Source organism: Leptothoe sp. PORK10 BA2 (assembly GCF_034932105.1).
Classification (GTDB): Bacteria; Cyanobacteriota; Cyanobacteriia; order Phormidesmidales; family Phormidesmidaceae; genus Leptothoe.
Genome location: NZ_JAYGIG010000116.1, coordinates 51942 through 74282, shown reverse-complemented (window position 1 = coordinate 74282; position 22341 = coordinate 51942). Strand labels below are relative to the sequence as shown.

The following is a 22341-nucleotide window of genomic DNA, read 5'->3' as shown; positions in this document are numbered from 1 at the left end:
ATTTATATAAACCAACAATGCAAAAGATGTAAATTTTCGACCAGCTTCTAGGGAAATACTTGCACTTTTAAGACAACTGATTGAAATTGGTCAATATAGACGGGCAAACAAATTTTTAAAGTCTATATTCTTCAGTTGCGGTTAACGTCAGCTCGCAAGAATTCCCAGTGAGATACGGTTTGAATTTCCAACATCACTTGCCTTTATTTTCTATTTAGGTGTATCTACTCAGTAGTTAATTACTTCTCATCTTTATTTATAACAAGAGAGTGCGAAGGAATTATCCCGTGCATAGTTGATTGTTTTAGGGAAGAATCGGTTTTGATAGCTACTTTTCAGTAATTACTGATTGCAACAATTCATTTGACTCCCTAAATCCATCGCGACTCTATTTGATTCTTAATCCCTTGAATACCGTTCTTTGACCGGAACTTCTCCCATGGTTTTAGCAGGCACTATTACACACAAAAAATTACACCCGCTTACTTTGCTGGCACAGCTTGTAGGTCGTCAAGTCAGTGGTGAACTATTAGTAGTTTCCAATGATGTTCGGTGGTCTCTGTGGTTGCAGCGGGGCAAGCTCCTATTTGCAACGAGTTCTCAAAATGGATTCGATGCGCTGAGATTTGAAGGGCGTCAACTGTTTCCTGAAGTAATCTCCGATTTGGTTTTAGCGCAGTTACAGCTTTATCATCGGCAATACACTCACCAAGGTGATGACCTAAGTGCCGATTATCGGGCCGTTCGTTGGCTTGTGGATCAAGGCTACCTTAACTTTGATCAGGCGGGTCAGCTGATCCGCGCCTTGGCTGTGACCACCGTTACATCTTTACTCAGGGTGGATCGCGGTAGCTATGAGGTCAATAACTTTAGCAATATCGTTGACTATCCTACTTTTTGCAGCCTAGACATTCGGGCTTTAGTGGAGCAGTGCCATCAGGAAACCGAGGCACTTTCCTCAAAGCGCAGTAGCGCTCCCAAAAGTGAGGTCTCCATTGCCAGACCTAAAACGATTGAGGAGCTGACTACACCAGGCGGCGATATGAAGGCGCTACTCCAACAGGCATCCGCCAATACGTTTGAGCCAGCTTTAAACGGTATCGCCCCCGAGCCGAGGTTCCAGGCGACATCCACCCTTGGTAGCAGTGTCGCTCCCTCTTATCAGTTGGTATGTATTGATTCTGACAGTCAATCCCTGAAAGATCTGCGGGAATTTCTAGAGGATACGGTCTTCTCGATTACGTCGGTGGACGATGTGGCCACGGCGGTTGCCGACTTAGCCAGGTGTCAGCCTGATTTGATTATGCTGACAACGGCGATGGGTGGATTGAACGGCTTTGATTTTTGTGCCCATCTGCGGCGTCACCCACAGTATAAGGATGTCCCCATTGTCCTATTAGCCAAGAAAGCTAATCTGATTGGACAGATTCGGGCCAAGCTATGCGGTGCGTCTTTTTATCTCGGCAAGCCGATCAATCGGACTCAGCTAATGGTGAAGTTATTTACTTTGCTGGTTTAATTCGGTGGGCTGATTGGGTGGATTAGATTATCTATTAACAGCTTCTAATGGCTGGGCTCATTCAATGCCTTGCCTTTGGGGCTCAAAATTCCCCAGTCAATCCAGTCAAAAGGTCATTAATCACTAAACCCGACACTAAAACGGATGCTCCTAGGGGCATCCGTTTTAGTTTGGTGCTCAATCATCACTTTGCCCATCTCTAATGGGGTGTCCAACTGGTTAAACGTTCTTGACTACGACGATAAATGTGTTGCTCCACATGTTTAAAGTGCTGCTGCTCCACGGGCTCAATGGAGTGGAAGTGATTGTAGTCAACGATGGAGCGGCCCGACTCACTGGTGGAAATAATATCTACAAATTTGTGGTTCCAGTAAATATCGTGGGCGCTAAAGGAATGGCGGGCATGGATCGTCTGGGACAGGGTTTCGTCTAGCCCCGTTAAGGTGACAATAATCTCGGCCCGTCTTTCCCGCAGGGTTTCTGGAGTTTCTCCATAAAAGGGACTTTCGCTGGTGAGGCGATGCATTGCCGTCCAGGAAAGGCTGAAGACCGGGGTGTGGGAACGCACCAGGGGTAAATCGTGAAAACGGCGGATATGTTCGCCTTCTTCGGTGATTTCATCCCGCACTAGGGTGACCCATAGCTGCGCTTCTAAGATATAGTTACGCCGTTCGTTAGCGGTACGGAACATGAGGGTGGGGACACCGTTGAAGGGGGCCACCACGGCAACACGGCTATAGAGAATGCGGGCGGTGGGCAGGGAAAAGCGGGCAAAGACTAACCCGGTGGTCATGGCGGTAAAGAACAGACTAAAAATCGATTCGATTACCACCAGAGAATGAGTGTAGGTACTGGTGGGGTGCATGGCACCATAACCAATAGAGGCCATGGTCTGGACGCTAAAGAAGAATAGATCTTGAAAATGACCGGGGCGAAAACTTGCGATCGCATCCGCATCTAAACTATAAGCAATCGCAAACAAGCCATTGACCACCAAATAGCAACCGCTGACCAGCAGAACAAATTCGAACCAGGAAATGGTTAGCCATATATGGTAGAGGTCACCCCAATAGGAATGGGTCACCCCAAGTCGCTCAATATTGGGATAGCGCTGCTCTTGGTACAACAGAAGCTTTCTTGAAGCACGACGGAGTCCAGGTTTTAACATACACAGTCTGGATGAGATAGAACACTTCGGCGTCAGCCTAGAAACACTTAAATAAAACCTGTCCACGTCCGGCCCGATCGTGTTGCTCGAGTTAACGTCACAGGTTTCAACTGGCACATGGTTTATCAACCGCTACAGCCAGATTGGATCAACCCGTGGTACGGAACCCACTCAAAGGCTGGCCTATGTAGCCGCGGGGCAAATACGTATATCCCCATAGCTGTAGGTACTAACGCTGAACCTAGACCTCAGCGCAGGCAGCCCGAGATTCTACGAATCAGCGTTAAGCGAACCTAGATAGCCAAACCGGAAAGTGTTACAAATTTTCATGTTTTGTTTCCGCTCATTGTAACTAAAAGCGATTAATTTCCCAGAATTCCTAGGAGGACATCGTTCCAGCCTCAAAGGCAAGACCGATAGAACGCCCTCACTGGCCCACAGAAACCCAGCTCAAGGACAATTTTCCTTATCCTAGCTTTACACAATGAACCTTTTCTCAGTAATTATGTCTACGGCTATTGACGAATGCCTACATTCCCTAGCCAGATGATTTAATAGACATATCCAGCAATTTAGACAGAATCTGGCCGTAGTTTCACTGAGCCAGAATGTTGTATTTGTTAAGCACCATGACATTAGGACAATAGAACATGAGCATTTCGGGGTTATTCACCACCAATCGCCAGAACGCTCGGCTCAGTGTCAAGCTGTTTCTGGGGGCTTGGTTATTAAGCGCGGTACCCGCCATGGCACTGACTGGCAGTCAGATGCCCAGCCAGACTCCCAGTCAGACTGTATCTCCCATGCTCATTGCCCAGGCGAGACTCAGCGAAGGTAGTCGCGGACCAGCGGTGACTGAACTGCAGCGAAAACTAGACGAGAGAGGGCTGTTTCCTGGGGCGATCGATGGGGTCTATGGTCCGACAACGACCCAGGCCGTAAGACAGTTTCAGCGAATTCGTCGGCTAGATGTCACCGGTGTTGCGGACCCCCAAACCTTAAATCTACTGGGGATTGATACCCAGCGTTTAGCTGTGGGGTTGACCCATCCCAACTACGGCACCATCAATTCTGAGGACATTAGCGCTGTATCCAGTCCAGACGACATTATCACCCTCCAGCGTGTGCTCCGGTCCTATGGTTTTAATATCGGCGTGGATGGGGTTTACGGTAGTGAGACGATGCAAGCAGTGAGGACCTACCAGCGCACCGCCGATCTCCCCGTTGACGGTGTTGCCGATCGGGCGACCCTGGTCCACATGGGCTTTCGCTCTGGGGGTAGGTCCTCTTCCTCTTCTGGTTCCTTTGGTAATGATGGCAATCGTTCCCAAGGTCGCTATGTGGCCGCCATCATTGCGGGACGGTCCGAACTGGGTCAGATTCGACGCAGCTTTCCCAATGCCACCGTAGAGAACAATAGCCTTGGCGACTACATTAGCCTGGGTCGTTTTCAAGACCGGTCCGATGCCGAAATCTTGGTTGATGATGCCAGTGACCTCGGTTATGACGCCCGGGTGCTACACGATTAGACATCCACTCGGTCAGTGACGCGACAAAGTACCAGAAGATAAAACTTTAATCGGCTATTTTGTCAATCATTCGCTAATATATACGCCATCTGGCTGGGGCGGTATATGCGTATCCAACCCAGCAGACTTGTAAACCCTCTAGCTGAGTCGCCAAAATTATTGCGTCGGGCTGGAACCTATCAGCGTTATATCAGGAAATTTTCTCATGCCTAAATTACTGACAGCCGCTGTGGTGGGCGGCATCCTAACCTTTTGGGGAGCCGCTGTCCATGCCCAGAGCGAGCTACTGCCGGCACCCCCGCCGCCTTCATTGCCCAGTCCCAGTGGGTTTGTGGGCCCCGCCAGTGCTGGTCGTTCTCTTGGCCCTGGAGACGTTGGACGGGATGTGGAAGCGTTGCAACTCGCCCTGGATCGCAATGGCATTGACCCGGGGCCCATCGACGGTGCCTACGGTCCCATGACCCGTTCAGCCGTACAGCAGTTTCAGCAATGGTACGATTTGCCCGTGACCGGGGTGGCGGGTCCAGAAACCTTGGATATCTTAGGGGTGGTGCCAGCGGGGAGCAATGATATCAATTATGCCGCCCTAGGCAGTGAAGACTTCTCCAATGATAATTTTCCCTATGTGGCTGCTGTGACGGAGTCCCTAGATGATTTAGGAGAGGTGCAGCGGTCCTTTGGCAATGCCGCCATTGACTCCAGTCGCCAAGGTCGGTTCATTAATATTGGTAGCTACAGTACTCGCTCGGCTGCGGCTGAGCGGGTACGTGAAGCCCGTCGCTTGGGATTTGATGCCCGCACGTTATATCAGCGTTAAAAATCAAGTTTGGTCATTTTAGGGCTGATTATCCATAAAAAGTGAAGGGTAAAAGAAGTGAAGGGTAAAGAGTAGAAAGTCCCACTCTTTACCCTTCACTTTTCTAATCCTGATGCCAAATGCTCTGGGTAGACTCTCTGCCTAGAGCATTTGGCAACCCGCTATTCAGCTATACCCAAAGCCTGTCCCAGGCTGGGAATGGCCTCACAGTGTTGGCTGTAGTGGTAATAGACTTCCTGGGACCGATCTAGATTGAGGTTGAGGCCGAGGTTGAGGCCAAGGGTAATCAAACGTTTGATGCCTTGGACAGCTAAGGGATTGACCGTCAGGATACAGTCTAGACGGCTGGCATCGGGCTCAATCCGCAGGGTTTGGCGCAAAGCCTGCAAAATCAGTCCCTCCAGCAGCGGCGCAGCGGTCGGGATGGTGAGGTGACAATGGAGATGGTTGGCTTCGACGGCGATTCCCTCTAGCTCCCCAAGATAGCCAGTACTAATGGCCAGCATGTGTTCGTCAATCTCACTCAGGTCCTGTTCTAAATGCCGCAGAACATCAATGACGCGGTGGCTCAGGGTGATTTCAGCGGCCACCTGCAGCTCGCGCGGCACATCCATATGGTCGCGATGGAAGGCCATCAGCACCCCATAGTTTTCCCGATAAATTTGGGTGTACAGCTGGTTGAGCTGATGCAGGGTGTTTTGGCTGAGCAACTGCATAATGTGCTGTCGCTCTTCACTAAATAGTTGTTGCAGGTTAAAGGTGTATTGGCCAAACTGGCTCTGGATCGCCGCAATGGTCTGGACCACACTGCCCTGGGCAAAGGTCCTCAGCACAGCATCCTTGGCTCGGGTATAGGCCAGGCGATTTTTGAAGGGGCAAATGCCACAGAGAAACTCTTGGCCCCCCACATGAAAGACGGCAAAGGTATAGTTGGCCTTGGCCTGGGTAATTTCTGACACAATACTGACCTGTCCCAAGGCTAGGGCATGGCCCCCGAGGGTCTGCTTTTGGTAATCCTGGTGGGTCACGGTGTGGCAGTACAGACGCTGCTCTCGGTGATAAGTGTGGAACAGAGAGGACATGGCATAGTGGGCCACTACCTGCTCGGCACTAATGCGGGAGGGTTGCACCTGGGCTCGGTATACCCCAGCGCCGTCTCGGAAGTGGGGTATGTTGCTGGGGGCCAGGGCCAGCTTGGCGATAAAGTCCGCCTCTAGGGATTCGCCACAGATATCTTTAGCTAGCTCAATGGCTCGAGCGGCGTAGCGTAGAATCTGGGTGCCTTCAGGGCGAGAGATTTCTTCAAAGAACCAGCCGCAGCTGGTGTACATCAGCATGGCATGGCGCTGCATCTCTAGGAGACACAGGGCATCCGTGCGTTCCGCCTGGGTGAGTTCGTGGTGCTGATGTTGGGTGAAGAACTGCTCGATGGTGAGGGGGGTGCGATCGCACACCACATCGATATACCCATCCCGAGCCGCCCAAACATCTTTGAATAGCTCCTCCCCGGTGATTTCGTAGATTTCAATCAACTCATCCCGCAGCCAGTCCAGGGCTTGACGCAGGGGAGCACGCCACTTCTGGTGCCACGCCCCACCACCGCCACAGCCACAGTCACTTTTCCATCGTTCCACCCCGTGGGAACAGCTCCAGGCGGTCACCGGCTTGAGCTCCAGCTCCCAGGTGGGGGGAAATAAACTGAGGTAGTGGGCATAGCTCACCACCCGCCAACCCCGGTCCACAAACTCGTGGTGCAGGGCATAGGCCAGGGCGCGCTCGGCACCGCCGCGATGGTGGCCAAAGGTTTCCCCATCGGTGGCCACCGAAATCAGCTGGGCCCCATGGCGGTCGCCACGGACTGCTTGGCCCAGACGGTCGGCAAAGGACTGGGATGACTGCAAAATATCGCTAAAGCCCATGTCGCCAGAGATCGGCCCATCATAGACAAAAATGTCGATATAGTTTTGTCCTGTGGGTAAACCGGGCACATAGCAGCGATAGGGCCGGGTGGGATCAATTTGCCCATCCCCTACTTCCTGCCAGTCTGAATAGTTAGGGGATAGCTGACGACAGCGCTGCACCTGGGAAGGAGCCACAATCGTAAACTTGATCCCCTCTTGGATTAAGACTCGCAATGTATCCTGATCAATGGCGGTTTCCGCTAGCCACATCCCCTCGGGATCACGGTTAAAGCGCTTGCGAAAATCGGCAATGCCCCAGCGGACCTGGGTGAGTTTGTCCCGCTCATTGGCCAGGGGCATGATGATGTGGTTGTAAACCTGGGCAATGGCGTTGCCGTGGCCGTTGTTGCGATCGCAACTTTGCTGATCAGCGGCCAAAATCCGGCGGTAGGTCTCAATATCATGACGGGCCAACCAACTCATCAGGGTAGGGCCAATATTGAAACTCAGAAACTCGTAGTTGTTAACAATCTGCACCACCCGGCCCTGATGGTCCATGATGCGGGCAAACGCATTGGGTCGATAGGACTCCCGTAAAATGCGCTCATTCCAATTGTGGAAGGGGGCAGCCCCCGGTTGGCGCTCCACCGCTTCTAGGGAAGGGTTTTCGCGGGGCGGCTGATAAAAGTGCCCATGAACACATACATATACCTCGGCTGAAGGCACCTCAGAAGCTTGCACTTCAACCGACGGCATCAGCTCTGGGTAGTCAGAGACCGATGTCGTCACAGAATGGGAATTTGCCATGTTGTGTGACACTGCACTATAGGAAAAGAGCTAAAAAGAGAACGGCGACAACCTGTCCCTGGAATTCACCACATCCGAAGGGTCAGGATTAGGAGTCTAGCCTATGGAGCCTAACTGGAGTCATCGCTCGCTACGATATCAGGGCTTGAACAGGATTCAAGTACTCTAGCTGATCAGGGATTTCCGATCCAGAGAAGTTATGTTTCTCAAAACAGCGTTACGTAACAAAACAATTTCTACTTATTTTCTTTTGTTGATTCTAGATCTAGCTTCAAACACTCTTGGCGCCTAGGTAGGCATAACCTATTGGGTAACTCGGCTGAAGCACGATCAAAAGCTGTTATGTAAGAGTTTTTACGTAGCTGTTATTTAACATTAACAACATTAACAAAATCAGGAAAATCCACGGGGATCGTCCTCGGGATCAATCGTACATCACCGCTGTTCGGATGGACTCAATCCGCTCAAATATACGCCACCCAAACCATTTGGGTCCCCAACGAAAACGTTTAGGAACCCAAATTCAGTCCATGGGATGTTCAAACGGATTTCCACTATGGACCCACCTAAGACAGGTGAACACCCAAATAAGTCTTGCTCAGGTAGTTGGCAATCCGCTTAAAATTGTTCTGCACCGCTGGGCGTACGCTTTCCCCAGGAGCGATCCCCAGGAGATTAGCAAAGGCATCATCAGAAAGGGTGCCATTTTGATGTTGCTTAAACGCCTCAATCACCGTGAGTAGCTCATCGTTAGAAAACTCATATCCCATGGATGCAGCCAACTCAATCACCTTTGGTGCACGCTGACTTAGGGCTAAGGCCTCTTCGGGATCGATATTGACGCTGGAGCTAATGTCCCCGTCACCACAGCCCAGGAGCTGTTCAAGCTGCTGCTGCAGTGTATTGTTGTTGGCGGTCTTCCGCATAAACTGCAGAACAGTATTTGTAGTCGTCATAGATTAGTCTCAGGGTAGGTTAGTTAACGTATCTCGCAAAAAGATCAGGACGAGTCATAACTCGACAGGTCTAGTTGCACTACTAGCTATAACAACTCTGACCTAAAGAGAACGTTAACAAAAACAGGAATTTTAACTAAATGTTTTAACGACTACCACCGGAAAGGGTGCGGCGAGGTTTACCTGCGGGGGTAGGGGCAAACTGACGACGATTGCGCCGCTTTTGGCGCTTACTGGCAGCAAGGTAAGCCATGGGTTTAGCCGGTCCTTTGACGAATGGGTACGAATGTTGCAGGTACTGAGGGGCAAGCCAGTCAGGGATATTTATTGACTCGCCTATGGTGACTTCTTCAACTAATTAGTTCGGTTTTCCGCACGGTTTCAGCCAGGACCCGTTTGTGGGGTATTAGCGGCCAGGGATCGGGGGCGGGGATCACATAAATTATCTGGCGTCTGAAGTCTACCCTGTAGAATGAAATGGGCTCTATCCCAAGGACTAGTCTGATCCCATGGACGGATAGCCTTAGCTATAATTGATTTAAGACAATAATTAAAGACACTATTTAGAATGTCATGATTGATATCGCCGTCCTCGCCACAAAACTCAGAACCGGTGATCTCAAGGATAAAAAGCTATCCCTGGCTGCGTTGCGGGAAATCCCCAGCGCCGATGCCCTGGAGCTGATCAAAATAGTGCTCGATGATGATAATCAACAGGTGCGCTCCATGGCTATTTTTGCCTTGGGCATCAAGCAAACGGTGGAAAGCTTGCCCCTGTTGGTCAGAATTTTGGCAACTGACCCGGACTATGGCATTCGGGCGGATGCGGCAGGAGCCTTGGGCTACTTAGAAGATCCCCGCGCATTTGAGCCGCTGATTCGGTCGTTTTATGAAGATACGGATTGGCTAGTGCGCTTTAGTGCAGCGGTATCCCTAGGAAATTTGAAGGACCCCCGCGCCCACGACGCGCTGATTCAAGCCCTTCACAGTCCAGAGGTAATTTTGCAGCAGGCGGCCATCGCCGCATTTGGTGAGATCGGTGATCTCAGTGCCGTTGATGAAATTCTGGCTTTTGCCCAGTCTGAAGACTGGTTAGTACGGCAGCGGTTGGTAGAAGCTTTAGGCAATTTACCGAGTGAAAAGTCAGTGTCCGCGCTGCGGTACATGGTAAAAGACGGTCATCCCCAAGTGGCAGAGGCCGCTCGGCTCTCACTGGCCCGTTTAGGGGCTGAATCTAAAGATTAACTCTGCTTGCAACTGATCTATCTTGCAACTTATCCACATGCTGTATGCTGTGCCATTTTCCCATTACGAGGGCATGAGACCATATTGGGCAAAAATCGGGCTTTTGAAAAGCTGCCCTGATTGGTAGGAAATGGTACTTGTATGGGTGCTTGGTTGGTGCCGGTATATGCGATCGCAAATGCCATTGTGGCCATACTATGCATTGCCCTGATTCTTTTATGTCCTCGAAATCAGGGAAAACCAGACTGGGGCTTTCGATTTTTATTGGCTATCAGTGCTTTCTGGAACCTAATTGCAGGTTGTTCAGCCCTGAGCCAAAGTCCAGCTGCTTTGCTATTGTGGGCACAGTTGCATGTTTTCCCAATTGCATTAATTCCGCCATTGTGGCTGATATTTATTCTGGTACGTGTGGGCTACCGGTGGCGTTGGGTACAAAGTCTGCTGTTTGTGGTGCCAGCCGCCACCATGGCCATTACGTGGCATCCCCTACTGCTGCCATGGATGTGGCGTCTTTCGTCATTCCATCAGCTCTTTAATATGCCAGTTGCAGTCTATGAGCGGGGGCTATGGTTTCAATTTGTCCATACTCCATATAGCTATGGCCTGTTTTTAGCCGGTATGGCCTTACTGGTGCGGGTAATCCTAGAGTCTCCGCCGATACAACGGGGAGAATTTCAACTGTTACTGGGTCTGACATTCTCCGTGGGGATGGTGAATGTGGTGACGTTATCACCCCTCGGACAAAAATTTTTGTTTTTTGATCCGACTCCAGTGGGTTGGACCCTGGTCTGGATCGTTTACTGCGTTTGCATATCCCGTAGAAGCCTGCTACAGACATCACCTCTGGTCTATCGCCAGATCTTTGCCGGTTTAGACACCGCCATACTGGTGATGAACCGTGACCGACAATTATTGGAATACAACAACCGCGCCAAAAAAGATTTCAACCTATCTCCTCAAAACCTGATGTCCCAGGTGGCGTCCCTACTCCCCTTTGTCAAAGAAACCCATTGGCGGTTGTTGCAGCATCAAAGCAAGGTGGAGTGTGTGGATGTAGATATACACTGGTGTATTCGGGAGACGCCCATTGTTGAAACAACAAGATTTAAAAAGTCATTTCTCCTGGGATATATTCTCTCTTTAGACGATGTATCTGAAGAATATAGGCTTCAGGCTCAGTTATTAGAAGGAGCCTTGCTATACGATCCCTTGACGGAACTACCCAATCGAACCCTATTGCTCAAGCGATTAGAAACGGCTCTAGAGCAAGAAGTCCCCCTAGCTATTTTATTTTTAGATTTAGATCGATTTAAGTCTATCAATGACTCCTTAGGCCATCGAGCGGGAGATTATTTGTTGCAACAGATGGCTAAGCAGATGCAATCCTGTCTCAGGTCCCAGGATATGCTGGCTCGTTTTGGGGGAGATGAGTTTGCAATTTTGATGGAGGATGTGGATCAAGCAGGGGTGTTGGGAATTTGCGATCGCATTCAGGCAGCTATCCATACCCCCGTTGCCTTTGAAGGATACCAACTATTGGTCAGTGCCAGTATTGGTGTTGCCTTTGCCCATATACCATCTACTTTATCCAGGGATTTAAACTCCTCGGAGAAAGCCACAGCGACAGCCGATCGGCTGATTCGTGATGCCGATTTGGCCATGTATAAAGCCAAGACGGCTGGGAAAGCTTGCCATCGAGTTTATAACGATGTGTTGCATCAGCAAGCCATGGCGGCGATAGAGATGGAAACCGCTCTTCGGCAAGCTCTAGAACAGGATCAGTTTGAACTTTATTATCAACCCATTATTGAAATTAAGAGTGAAACCATGGTTGGCGTAGAAGCCCTACTCCGCTGGCACCATCCTCACCATGGTCTTTTATCCCCGCCTGTATTTATCCCCATTGCTGAAAATTTAGGGATTATGTCCAAGCTGGATACGTGGGTGATCTTGGCCGCCTGTCGGCAGTATCAGCAATGGCAAACCCTTGATCAATCGCTGATGGTAGGGGTCAATGTGTCGGCAAACAACTGGGGCACCCAAGCATTAATCGATGTAGTCAAGACAGGGTTAGCGGGGCAAAATGGGGATTGGCTAAAGCTGGAGATCTCGGAAGATACGCTGTTAGGTAGTGCCACCGATAACGCTTGGGCCATGGACGAACTGAAAAATCTGGGGGTAGATATCCAGCTGGATGACTTTGGCACAGGCTATTCTTCCTTAAGCTATCTTTGCCAAATTCGTTGTGATGGGCTGAAAATTGACAAATCGTTTGTTCAAAATTTGGTTCAGTTACCCCAAGCCTATGTGCTCGTCAAAACCATCGTGGATTTAGCCCATAGCCTAAACCTGACGGTGGTGGCTGAAGGGATTGAAACCAGACAACAATGGGAGACTTTAAAGGCTTTAGGCTGTGCCTGGGGACAGGGCTATCTTTGGTCGCAGCCATTACCGGCTAAAGAGCTAGAAACTAAGTTTATGCATAGGTTTATGGATCAGCGCATCTAAGGGATAGCGCTAAAACAAGATATCTAGTTCCTGGTAGTCCGGCAGGGTGGTGTCAATGGGGTGCCCCTGACGAATGACGACGCGATCGCCCTGCTCCCTGGCCACTAATTCATTAAACGTCCGGGCCTTAAAGCAAATTAGATTAGCGGGAGTGCCTGGCCCTAGGGTGCCTAAGTTGTCTAACCCCATCATCTGGGCAGGTCGGCTAGTTAGGCTTGTGGGCCAGTGGTCAAAGGGACGGTCCAGATGTCCGATGCGTACTGACTGTTTAAATACATCTAAGCCATCGTGATCACCATAGGCATAGAACGGATCGCGGCAGTTATCACTGGCCAATGCTACCGAGATACCCCGCTGGTGTAGTTCGTGCAGTAAGGTTACCCCGCGATATCGCGGCGTGTGCTCGGGCTGACGATCCTGGAGATAGAGATTACACATGGGTAAACTCACGATGCCGATATGGGCTGCCTTAACCAGGGTCAGGGTTTGCTCGACCACATCGGGGGCTTGTACCGATAAACTACAGCAGTGGCCGCAGGTGATAGCCGCTTGAAAATCATGGCGCAGGGCTGCTTCGGCCACATAGCGCAGGGTAATATCATCCGGGTCCAGACTTTCATCGGCGTGAAAATCGAGCTCTAAACCGTAGCGTTTGGCTAGGGTAAACACCTGATCTAGCTGGGGCACTAGGTCATCGTTCATGAAGGCGACCCCACCCAATACTCCCCCCGACTCGGCTACGAGTTGGGCTAAGGGGTCCGCTTCGGGGGTCAGGAAGTAATCCAATGACACCAGACAGACGGCTTGTAGGATCAGGCGATCGCTCCACTGGCGACGGAGTTCGTCAAATACTTTAAAGTTGGTCTCTCCCAGGGGACCAAAACTATCCAAATGGGTACGAATCGCCTGGGTGCCATGGGCATAGCTGCACTTAAGGCCAAACTCCATCCGCTGGTATAGCTCATCGTGCTGCCAGTTACCATGGTCCTGCTGCACGGTCTCCAAGGCTCCTGCGAAGGTAGCATCTGGGTTAGGGCAACGGGGCCAAATGTGCCCCTTATCCAGATGGGTGTGCATATCCACAAAGCAGGGCCACACCAGCCCCTGGCCCAGGTCCACCGTCGGGGTATCCCCTCGGTCTAGTCCGGTGGGGCTGTCGGCTATGCCCCCGATTGGCCGAATGGCGGCAATCTTACCGCCCAGCACTTCCACATCCACCGCCACTAGCTCCTCCTGATGGGGAAACGCCTGTAATGCTGGAATCGGTTCCAGGGTTACATCATGGCTGAGTAAACATCGGGGTATCCGAGCATTGGTTAACCAGTAGTGGGCAGTATCGGGGATATTGATAAATCCAGGCATCTTTTTTCTTTTGGGGTTAATTTTCTCGTCTGACGGCACTCTCATGCCAATGGGCCAACAGTCGATCGGACAATACCGTTAGGCCAACAAAGATCGCCACACCCAGCACCGTAGTCATGAGCAATGCGGCAAACATCCGGGGAATTTGGAGATTAAAGCTGGAAATCAGGATCTGATAGGCAATGCCGGAGCGAGTGCCGCCGGTCCCGGCCACAAATTCAGCCACTACGGCCCCGATTAAGGCCAGGCCGCCGCTAATGCGTAACCCTCCTAGGAAATAGGGCAGGGCGCTGGGTAACCGCAAATGAATCAAGGTTTGCCAGCGGGATGCACCATAGATGTCGAATAGATTTTGCAGGTTGTGGTCGGCACTGTTGAGCCCCAGGGTGGTGTTGGACACAATGGGAAAAAAGGCGACGATCCAAGCGCATACGACTAGGGCCATGAAGGTATTGTTTTGCAGCCAGATGATGATGAGGGGTGCGATCGCAACAATCGGCGTCGTCTGCAAAATGACCGCATAGGGGAAAAAACTGCGCTCCACCCACTTACTCTGGGCAAACAAAATCGCAATCAGTACTCCCGACACCACAGCGGCCAAAAAAGCCACCACCGTAATCTGAATAGTCACCACCAGCGATGGCAACAAATCCCCCCACTCTTCCACCAGGGTTTGCAGCACTAGCCCTGGCCCTGGCAATAAATAGGGCGGACTGTTGGTGACCCGGACAAAAATATCCCACCCCGCCACAGCGGCCACTCCCACCAGGGTCGGAGCCAACCAATTCAAAAATGTTTCTGATTTTCTCTTTTCAAACACCTGGGATACCTTTTCTATGCTCTTTTTTGGGGTAGGTCGTACCTACCCTCCAGTTTCTTTTCTTGCTTTCCTTGTCCTTTAACCAACGCCAACGCCTTCTTCCTTTGACAGGACTGCCATAATCTCGCGGCAATAATGATTAAACTGTGACGATGTGCGAAACGAATTTTCCCTGGGAGCAGTCACTTCAATCGGAACATCCGCCACAACCCTGCCTGGGTGAGCGGCCATGACGATTACCCGAGTGGAGAGATAAACGGCTTCATAAATATTGTGGGTGACAAATAAGACGGTCCAATGCCTTTTTTGCCATAGATGTAGCAGGTCGCTATTTAAACGACTGCGGGTCATTTCATCCAAGGCTCCAAAGGGTTCATCCATGAGCAATACCTGGGGTTTAGTCACTAGGGCTCGGGCAATGGATACGCGCATTTTCATACCCCCCGATAATTGTCGAGGGTAGCTTTTTTCAAATCCACAGAGGTCAACAGTATTAATCGCCTCTTGAATTTTGGCTCGGACCGATCGCAATGACTGCCCCTTGAGCTTCAGGGGTAAATGAATATTATCAACAACATTGGCCCAGGGCATCAGGGCCGGATCTTGAAACACAAAGGCTAAATTACGCTGATTAATCGGGCATGGCCAATCCATGGTGCCACCTGTGGGAGCACCCAACCCAGCCACCAATCGAAGGACGGTGCTTTTACCACAGCCCGATGGCCCCACTAGGCTAATAAATTCCCCTGGGGATATGGTTAGATTAATATCTTGAAGGGCGACAGTACCATTTGGGTAAACTTTATCAATGGATTGGAGGTCTAGGAGGGGGACCGACATGGCACCGTGATCAAACGTATTTATTTAGGGTAAGTCTTTACTAGAGTATTGGCTATGGTGCGACCTCATTGCTATCTTTGCTACCCATAGAAACCTATGGTAAGTAACTGGGTGCAACCTAGCCGTCTGACCTGAGCTTACTAACTAAGCGATGAGTATGATAGGTCTGATGCGTAAGTTGCTAGGTTGTAATAGCCTGTAGATATGAGCAATAGCAAGTTTGTCTGGCCTATGGGCTGGCTGGGAATCATCAGTGTTTGGGCATTAGCTCTACCCAGCTATGGCCAGAATGTCGTCGCGGATGACAGCGTTGGGACCCTCGTTTCAGGCAGTGGCCCCTTTACCATTACGGGCGGGAGTCAGCAACTGACGACGCTATTCCATAGTTTTCAAGACTTTTCACCGAATACAGCTGATGTACTGTTTCAGCTGGATGGTAGCCAAAATGCTGTAGAGATCGTCATTGGTCGGGTAACAGGGGCTAATGCTTCTGTGATTGATGGACAGTTAGCGTTAACTGGTGGTAATAATCCAGATTTATTTCTGATCAACCCCCATGGTATTACCTTTGGTACTAATGCAAATTTGTTGTTGCCAGGATCATTTTTTGCCAGTACGGCGGAGAGTGTCCTATTTAATGATGGACTGAGTTTTAGCAGCCGTGCTCCTGGCGTAGCTCCTTTGTTGTCAGTTAGTACGCCAGTAGGGTTACAGTTTGGCGCTGTTGCTCAACCAATTACTGTAAATGAAGGGGCCTTAGTCGTTAATGCAGGAGAGTCTTTAGGTTTCTTGGGAGGAGATCTTAAATTTACGGGCAGTTTTTTGAATGCTCCGGCAGGAGAATTGACTCTGGGTAGTGTGGCTCCAGGTAGTCAGGTGGGTTTGGACCCTAATACATTTTTGTTAGACTATACCAACACAACCTTTTTTCAAGATATTACCCTGGACCAAGGCACCTATGCAAATGTAAGTGGCGATGGCGGTGGTAGATTCCAAGTGCAGGGGCGTAATGTGAGGTTACTGGGTAATGCCGTGTTGGAAGCCTCTAACCTCGGACCAACTGATGGTGGAATAGTGACCGTCCGAGCGTCTGAACAGTTAGAGGTGACGGGTACAAATAGGTTTCTTCCTGACACTAGCGCTATCTTCGTCGATGTCTATGGTGAGGGTCTAGGTAACCATTTGGTGATTGAGGTAGACCAGTTATTGCTGAGTCAAGCCGCTTTGATCACCACCGATACCTTTGCTCAAGGTGCTAATGGGGGGATGACTATCAACGCAAGTGAGGTTCTTCTCTTAGGGAATCCTGACGGAAATGGAGCTGCAACTGTTCTGGCTTCAAGTACCTTTGACCGTGGGCAAGGCGGAAATATCGAAATTACTGCTGAGCGACTCATGGTTCAGGGTACGGCGCGGTTGACTAATGATGCGTTGGGAGTAGGACCTGATGCTGGAAATGGTGGTGATTTGAGACTTAATGTTGGGGCATTAGTGCTACGGGACGGAGCCCAAATAGGCACAGGCCCGTTGACAGGCGCAGGCGGTGATTCTGGTGATTTAGTGGTGGTGGCGACAGATTTCGTGTTAATCACTGGATTTAACACATTTATAGAGGGGGCTTTTTCAAGTGGTTTGTTTTCCTCCGCTGAACCTGGCTCTACTGGCAACGCTGGTAATTTGAGCATTACCACACCTCGATTAAGCGTTGTGCAGGGGGGGAAAGTTGCCGTCAACACAGTGGGAGAAGGCAATGGAGGGAGTATTACTATTCGAGCTGAAGAAATAGAAGTAGCCGATCCAATCGTCGATTTTGGAGGGGCGATCAGTGGTTTAGTGGCCAATGCGGTCACGGGTTCGACGGGTAAGGGTGGCTCGTTAGATATTGCAGCCAACCGCTTAACGGTTTATAACGGCGGCCAAATTACAGCGTCTACCGATGGTGTGGGTAATGCGGGAACCGTAACCATTCGTGCCGATGAAATTGATGTTTCGGGACAATCGAGTGATGGTCTGTTTAACAGTGGGATTATGTCAAGTTCGAGGACCAGCGCTGATGCCGGTTCGGTTAATCTCATTGGTAATCAGATTACGATTCGGGATGGGGCTAGCGTATCCGTCAATAGTCTCAACGGGGGGGCTGCTGGCAACTTAACGATTTCCACTGGGAGACTCTCCCTGGACAATGGAACGCTTCAGGCAAAGGTGACTGGCGGTAGTGAAGGGGATCTTAATCTTACGGCAACTGACTTTATAGTGCTACGCCAGAATAGTCAAATTATCACCAGTGCCACTGGTATGGCAACGGGAGGAAACATGACCCTAACGGCTCCAATAGTGATTGGTCTAGAGAATAGTGATATTGTTGCCAATGCAGAGTTTGGGAGTGGTGGTAATATTCAGATTACGACCGAGGGGTTGTTTGGGTTGGTATTCCGTGAACAACTCACCCCAAACAACGACATTACTGCGAGTTCTGAGTTTGGTCTCAGTGGGACAGTGGCCATCAATAACTTTAATGTACAAACGGATTCAGGACTGGTAGAACTCCCGACAAATTTGGCCGATGCCAGTAACCAGGTTGCCCAGGAATGCACGGGTGGGAGTAATCGATTTATTGCCACAGGGCGTGGGGGAGTACCTATGGATCCGACGGAGATTATGAGTCGCGATCGCACCTGGACCGATATTCGTGACCTCACGCCTTTTCTGAACAATTCCCATACTGAGGTATCTGGGCATCCAGCAGATCGGGTGTTGACGGAGGCCTATGGCTGGTATACCAATGAGCATGGGCAAGTTGAGTTAGTTGCCCAGGATGCTGCTGCTGTTTCATCCGTTGCCACGGCTACCTGTGCTGTCTCTGCCAGGTCTCTCAACTAGGCATGGGAGAAGATTGCAACTGTAGTTAAACGGACTGGCTGTCGATTCTTGCTGTTGATTCTTATTGTGTGTTAAGGGGTAGACGATGATGCGGTTACCTTTCCAACTCAAAAGGCTACGGTTTTTAGCCATAGGGGGATTGGGTCTTCTGATGGCGGTTGCGATCGCACTTGGTCCCCTCTCTCTACCGGCTCCAGCCACTACCGACCCATCCGATCTAGCCGCCACAGAGCAGGCTGCCCCAGGGACCGATCCATTGGCAGCCGGACGGACCTATTACCAGGCAGGACAATTCGCCGCCGCCATTGAACAGTGGCAAACGGCCGTTCAGCAAGCTTCCCGACAGGGAGATCTAGTCCGTCAGATCATGGGCTGGAATAGCATCGCCTCTGCCCAGCAAGTGCTCAATCACTGGGACCAGGCTCATCAAGCGGTTGAACATAGTCGAGCGTTGCTGGAAACCTCTGATCGGGCAGAACCGATCCTGTGGGCCCAAACCCTTAACACCCAGGCTAATCTAGCGCTCACCCACGGCGGACAGGCCCAAACAGCCCTGGAGCTTTGGCAAGCAGCCGAGACCTACTATCGTCAGGCGGGTGATACCGTAGGAGCCTTGGGGGCACAAATTAACCAGACCCAAGCCTGGCAAACCCTGGGCTTTTATCGACGAGCTGAGCAGCAACTGCAAACCCTGACCCAACAGCTGAATACGATGCCCGATAACGAGCTAAAAATTTCAGCTCTACGCAGTTTGGGACAAGTGCTACAGCGCATTGGCTCACCCCAGGAAAGTTATGACGTCTTGGCCCAAAGCCTTGAAATAGCCCTTAATTTAGATGCTCAACCCGAACTGAGTTCTATTTTCCTCAGCATAGGTAAGCTGGCTACCAGGGTGGAGTCACCCCAAGCAGCGCTGGACTACTTTCAGGCGGCAGAGGACGCTGCCCTCAACCCCCTTGATCAGCTCCAGGCCCGTTTGGATAAACTGGCCACCTATATTGATCTCGAAATTGATCTCGAAGATACTACAGTCATTCCACAGCTCACGGCTCAAATTCAAAAGCAGCTCACCACATTACCCGCCAGCCGTACGACCGTATACAGTGTTGTTAATTTTGCCCACAGTTTATCCCGACTCCCCCCTGGGCATCAGCCTTTAGCCAAAACTCAGATAAATCAGCTATTGGTCCAGGGAGTGAACGCAGCAAAAACGCTCAACGATCAGCGAGCAGAGGCTTACGCCCTCTATCAACTAGGGCAACTCTATCGTCATAACCAACAACCCCATGACGCCCTTACCCTGACTCAACAATCCCTGACTCTGGCCGAATCAATCCAGTCAGCAGACATTATTTCCCAGGCAGCCTGGCAGTTGGGAAATTTATTAGAGCAACAGGGAAAATTACAACCATCGATTGATGCCTATACGAAGTCCGTGGATGCGCTTCAGAGTTTGCGGGGGGATCTGTTGGCGATCAACCAGGACGTGCAGTTTTCCTATCGAGAACAGGTAGAGCCGGTTTATCGAGACCTTGTTTCACAGCTATTGCGAGAGGGGAGCCAGGATTCCCTCAAAAAAGCCCGTGTGGTCTTAGAAAACCTACAAATAGCCGAATTAGATAATTTCTTTCGGGCCGCTTGTATAGACCTTGAGAGTGACAAAGTTGATCAAATTGATCCCAACGCTACGGTCATCTACGCCATCGTGCTAGATGATCGCCTAGCGGTGATTTATTCTCAGCCAGATCAATCGCTGCAAGCGTACGAAACCCCGATTGAAGCTGCCACCTTAAACACCACACTCCGTTCTTTTCTGGCTAGTTTGCATCCATCTACTGATCGTCGGCAACAGTTAAACTATGCTCAAACCCTATACGATTGGCTCATCCGTCCGGCGGAAGTGGCCGGTCTGCTCCAGCCGGATCAAACCTTAGTATTTGTGCTGGATGGGTTACTGCGCAATTTACCCATGGCCGCTCTGCACGATGGCCAGCGGTACCTAATAGAAAAATATGCTGTTGCCCTATCCCCTGGCCTACAGTTGCTCCCAGCCAAGGCCTTAACTCAGCAAAATACTAGAGCTATTGTGGCTGGTATTAGTCAAGCTCGGGGCAATTTTATGGCGTTGCCTGCCGTGAAAGAAGAAGTAAACAGTATCAGTAAGCTGTTTCCTTCCTCCCGATTATTAGATCAGCAGTTTACGCGTCAAGCTCTACGTAACGGCTTGAGCGATCAGCGAGTCAACATACTCCATCTGGCCAGTCATGGTCAGTTTAGTTCTGACTTTAGCCAGACCTTTTTTCTGACCTGGGATGGGGCGATGAATATCAATGAGCTATCAGAATTGCTGAAACAGAGAGAAACGAATCAGAGTGAGGCGATTGAGCTGCTAACCCTGAGTGCCTGTGAAACTGCCACAGGGGATGATCGGGCTTGGCTCGGCTTGGCCGGATTAGCCGTTCGTTCGGGGGCCCGATCGACACTGGCCACCCTTTGGTCTGTTAAGGATGAAGTTGCCAAGCAGCTGATGACGGATGTTTATACAAACTTAGGACAGGCTGGAATGACTAAGGCGAAAGCTCTTCGTCAGGCACAACTAGAGCTATTAAACAGTAAAGACTTCGCTGATCCCTTTTTCTGGTCAGCCTATGTACTCATTGGCAATTGGCTCTAAGCTCAAAAAACTTCCGTGAAATTACGCAACAGGCCTCAGAGGCTCGCAAAAAAATCTCCGTAAAACTACGGTAAAAACCAAGATAAAAATAATATTGGCTGATTGCTGGCTGCTGAACCCTATAAAGTTGTGAATTAATTTAAAGAGAACTGGCTGATTGTTTTTCTACTAGAATTAGCAGAAGCTTGTTTTATGCCCATAGCAGCGGTGGTATTTTTCCATTATTTGTCCCTGGCTACTGCATGCAAAAAGTTTCCTTAGGGTTTAGTGAGGCTGATTTTTATGAAGCATGGCTTGTGGCTCAATCTAGTTGGATTTATGTCTGCTTCCCTAGGGGTGTGGCTAGCCACACTATTGCCCAGCCCAGCCGTGATGTTTGTCCCTCCAGAGGATAATGCAACCCCTGCTCGAAGCGATGGTGGTGCATCCCGCCGGGGGGTAAGTTTTGTTCCTCCGAGGGATAATACTGCGCCCCAGAGGGCCACAGGGGGTGGGTCTCGTATTGGCTTTACTCCACCACCCAAGAATCCCATGCCCCAGAGGGCCACAGGGGGCGGGTCTCGCATTGGCTTTACTCCACCACCAGAGAATCCCATGCCCCAGAGGGCCACAGGGGGTGGGTCTCGTATTGGCTTTACTCCACCACCCGAGAGCCCTACGCCTAATCAATCGGCCAATGGAGGGTCCCGGGAAGGGGGGGCTGGAGATATTACCCTGCTTTTGGCCGATACTGATGGTATTGATCCGGTTATGGCTGGCAACGCCCCTGTTATGACGGCAGTGGTGCCTTCAGATCTCTATGGTTTGACTGTTTCAGCCCGGCCTTCAATTATGGCTTATTTGCCGGAAACAAGGGCTCACACGGCTATTTTTACCCTGAAGGATGAGAGCCAATCAGTGGTTTATCAACAATTAGTTCCTTTGGAGGGAGCTGCTGGCATTTTAAAGATTAGTCTGCCAGCAGATGCTCCGGAATTAACTGTTGGCGAATATTATCAATGGTTCATAACATTACAAGCTGAGGATTACATGACCCCAGGTAGTCCCTATGTGACTGCCTGGATTAAGCGAGTTGATGTAGCCTCAGTAATCGATCGAGCAGATTTTTCTGCTCAAGATGGTTTAACTCAGGCCACAGTATTGGCCCAGGCGGGTATTTGGTACGATGCGGCTGAGCGGTTGGCTGAGCTACACATCGATCCTCAGACGCAACGGGATACGACAGCTGATTGGGCTGAATTTCTGACATCCGCGGGCTTAGCTGGGCTCATAGAGCAGTCTTTCCTTTGAGTAAAGCCCGTTCAATGAGTTGTTA

At 50.4% G+C, this 22341-nt stretch carries 14 protein-coding genes; 8 read left to right on the top strand and 6 right to left on the bottom strand.

The window, feature by feature from the left end; all coding sequences use genetic code 11:
• Nucleotides 1–487 precede the first annotated feature (487 nt).
• Nucleotides 488–1519: a response regulator gene (locus VB741_RS16810; protein WP_323366344.1), complete on the top strand. Its 1032-nt coding sequence runs from the start codon at nt 488–490 to the stop codon at nt 1517–1519.
• 199 nt (nt 1520–1718) lie between these two features.
• On the opposite strand, the gene VB741_RS16805 is transcribed toward VB741_RS16810, so the two are convergent.
• A complete protein-coding gene (locus VB741_RS16805) occupies nt 1719–2687 on the bottom strand; it encodes an ion channel (protein ID WP_323366343.1) in 969 nt (322 codons plus the stop codon).
• Nucleotides 2688–3337: 650 nt separating this feature from the next.
• Here VB741_RS16805 and VB741_RS16800 point away from each other — a divergent pair.
• The gene (locus tag VB741_RS16800) at nt 3338–4216 is read left to right on the top strand and encodes a peptidoglycan-binding domain-containing protein (RefSeq protein WP_323366342.1); all 879 of its coding nucleotides are present in this window, start codon (nt 3338–3340) and stop codon (nt 4214–4216) included.
• Nucleotides 4217–4421: 205 nt separating this feature from the next.
• Nucleotides 4422–5033 (top strand): peptidoglycan-binding domain-containing protein, encoded by a 612-nt coding sequence (locus VB741_RS16795; protein WP_323366341.1) that lies wholly within the window; start codon nt 4422–4424, stop codon nt 5031–5033.
• Nucleotides 5034–5194: 161 nt separating this feature from the next.
• On the opposite strand, the gene VB741_RS16790 is transcribed toward VB741_RS16795, so the two are convergent.
• Nucleotides 5195–7741: a DUF3536 domain-containing protein gene (locus VB741_RS16790; protein ID WP_323366340.1), complete on the bottom strand. Its 2547-nt coding sequence runs from the start codon at nt 7739–7741 to the stop codon at nt 5195–5197.
• A gap of 566 nt (nt 7742–8307) precedes the next feature.
• Entirely contained in the window at nt 8308–8697 is a 390-nt protein-coding gene (locus tag VB741_RS16785) for a hypothetical protein (RefSeq protein WP_323366339.1), read from the bottom strand.
• 573 nt (nt 8698–9270) lie between these two features.
• Between VB741_RS16785 and VB741_RS16780 the strand changes: the two genes are divergently transcribed.
• Both VB741_RS16780 and VB741_RS16775 read left to right on the top strand, forming a co-directional pair.
• Entirely contained in the window at nt 9271–9942 is a 672-nt protein-coding gene (locus VB741_RS16780) for a HEAT repeat domain-containing protein (protein ID WP_323366338.1), read from the top strand.
• A 141-nt stretch (nt 9943–10083) separates the two neighbouring features.
• Nucleotides 10084–12450 carry a putative bifunctional diguanylate cyclase/phosphodiesterase gene (locus VB741_RS16775; protein ID WP_323366337.1) on the top strand — a complete coding sequence of 789 codons (2367 nt, stop codon included), beginning with the start codon at nt 10084–10086 and terminating at the stop codon, nt 12448–12450.
• Nucleotides 12451–12459: 9 nt separating this feature from the next.
• On the opposite strand, the gene VB741_RS16770 is transcribed toward VB741_RS16775, so the two are convergent.
• The 3 genes from VB741_RS16770 to VB741_RS16760 all read right to left on the bottom strand — a co-directional run bounded on the left by VB741_RS16770 (nt 12460) and on the right by VB741_RS16760 (nt 15472).
• Entirely contained in the window at nt 12460–13812 is a 1353-nt protein-coding gene (locus VB741_RS16770; protein WP_323366336.1) for a cytosine deaminase, read from the bottom strand.
• Between the two features lie 16 nt (nt 13813–13828).
• Complete coding sequence (locus tag VB741_RS16765) at nt 13829–14602, bottom strand: ABC transporter permease (protein ID WP_323366335.1); 774 nt, start codon at nt 14600–14602, stop codon at nt 13829–13831.
• Nucleotides 14603–14710: 108 nt separating this feature from the next.
• On the bottom strand, nt 14711–15472 hold the full coding sequence (locus VB741_RS16760) for an ABC transporter ATP-binding protein (protein WP_323366334.1): 762 nt from the start codon (nt 15470–15472) through the stop codon (nt 14711–14713).
• A gap of 204 nt (nt 15473–15676) precedes the next feature.
• Here VB741_RS16760 and VB741_RS16755 point away from each other — a divergent pair, with 204 nt between their 5' ends.
• The 3 genes from VB741_RS16755 to VB741_RS16745 all read left to right on the top strand — a co-directional run bounded on the left by VB741_RS16755 (nt 15677) and on the right by VB741_RS16745 (nt 22316).
• Nucleotides 15677–18352, top strand: a complete 2676-nt coding sequence (locus tag VB741_RS16755; protein WP_323366333.1) for an S-layer family protein — start codon at nt 15677–15679, stop codon at nt 18350–18352.
• 85 nt (nt 18353–18437) lie between these two features.
• Complete coding sequence (locus tag VB741_RS16750) at nt 18438–21026, top strand: CHAT domain-containing protein (protein ID WP_323366332.1); 2589 nt, start codon at nt 18438–18440, stop codon at nt 21024–21026.
• 318 nt (nt 21027–21344) lie between these two features.
• The gene (locus VB741_RS16745; protein WP_323366331.1) at nt 21345–22316 is read left to right on the top strand and encodes a DUF928 domain-containing protein; all 972 of its coding nucleotides are present in this window, start codon (nt 21345–21347) and stop codon (nt 22314–22316) included.
• The last annotated feature ends 25 nt before the right edge of the window (nt 22317–22341 follow it).

Bases quoted from the DNA above. Each gene is read 5' to 3' on its own strand.
- VB741_RS16795 (WP_323366341.1), top strand. From the start codon at position 4,422: ATGCCTAAATTACTGACAGCCGCTGTGGTGGGCGGCATCCTAACCTTT.
- VB741_RS16755 (WP_323366333.1), top strand. From the start codon at position 15,677: ATGAGCAATAGCAAGTTTGTCTGGCCTATGGGCTGGCTGGGAATCATC.
- VB741_RS16745 (WP_323366331.1), top strand. From the start codon at position 21,345: ATGTCTGCTTCCCTAGGGGTGTGGCTAGCCACACTATTGCCCAGCCCA.
- VB741_RS16800 (WP_323366342.1), top strand. From the start codon at position 3,338: ATGAGCATTTCGGGGTTATTCACCACCAATCGCCAGAACGCTCGGCTC.
- VB741_RS16750 (WP_323366332.1), top strand. From the start codon at position 18,438: ATGATGCGGTTACCTTTCCAACTCAAAAGGCTACGGTTTTTAGCCATA.
- VB741_RS16770 (WP_323366336.1), bottom strand. From the start codon at position 13,812: ATGCCTGGATTTATCAATATCCCCGATACTGCCCACTACTGGTTAACC.
- VB741_RS16780 (WP_323366338.1), top strand. From the start codon at position 9,271: ATGATTGATATCGCCGTCCTCGCCACAAAACTCAGAACCGGTGATCTC.
- VB741_RS16760 (WP_323366334.1), bottom strand. From the start codon at position 15,472: ATGTCGGTCCCCCTCCTAGACCTCCAATCCATTGATAAAGTTTACCCA.
- VB741_RS16775 (WP_323366337.1), top strand. From the start codon at position 10,084: ATGGGTGCTTGGTTGGTGCCGGTATATGCGATCGCAAATGCCATTGTG.
- VB741_RS16790 (WP_323366340.1), bottom strand. From the start codon at position 7,741: ATGGCAAATTCCCATTCTGTGACGACATCGGTCTCTGACTACCCAGAG.
- VB741_RS16785 (WP_323366339.1), bottom strand. From the start codon at position 8,697: ATGACGACTACAAATACTGTTCTGCAGTTTATGCGGAAGACCGCCAAC.
- VB741_RS16805 (WP_323366343.1), bottom strand. From the start codon at position 2,687: ATGTTAAAACCTGGACTCCGTCGTGCTTCAAGAAAGCTTCTGTTGTAC.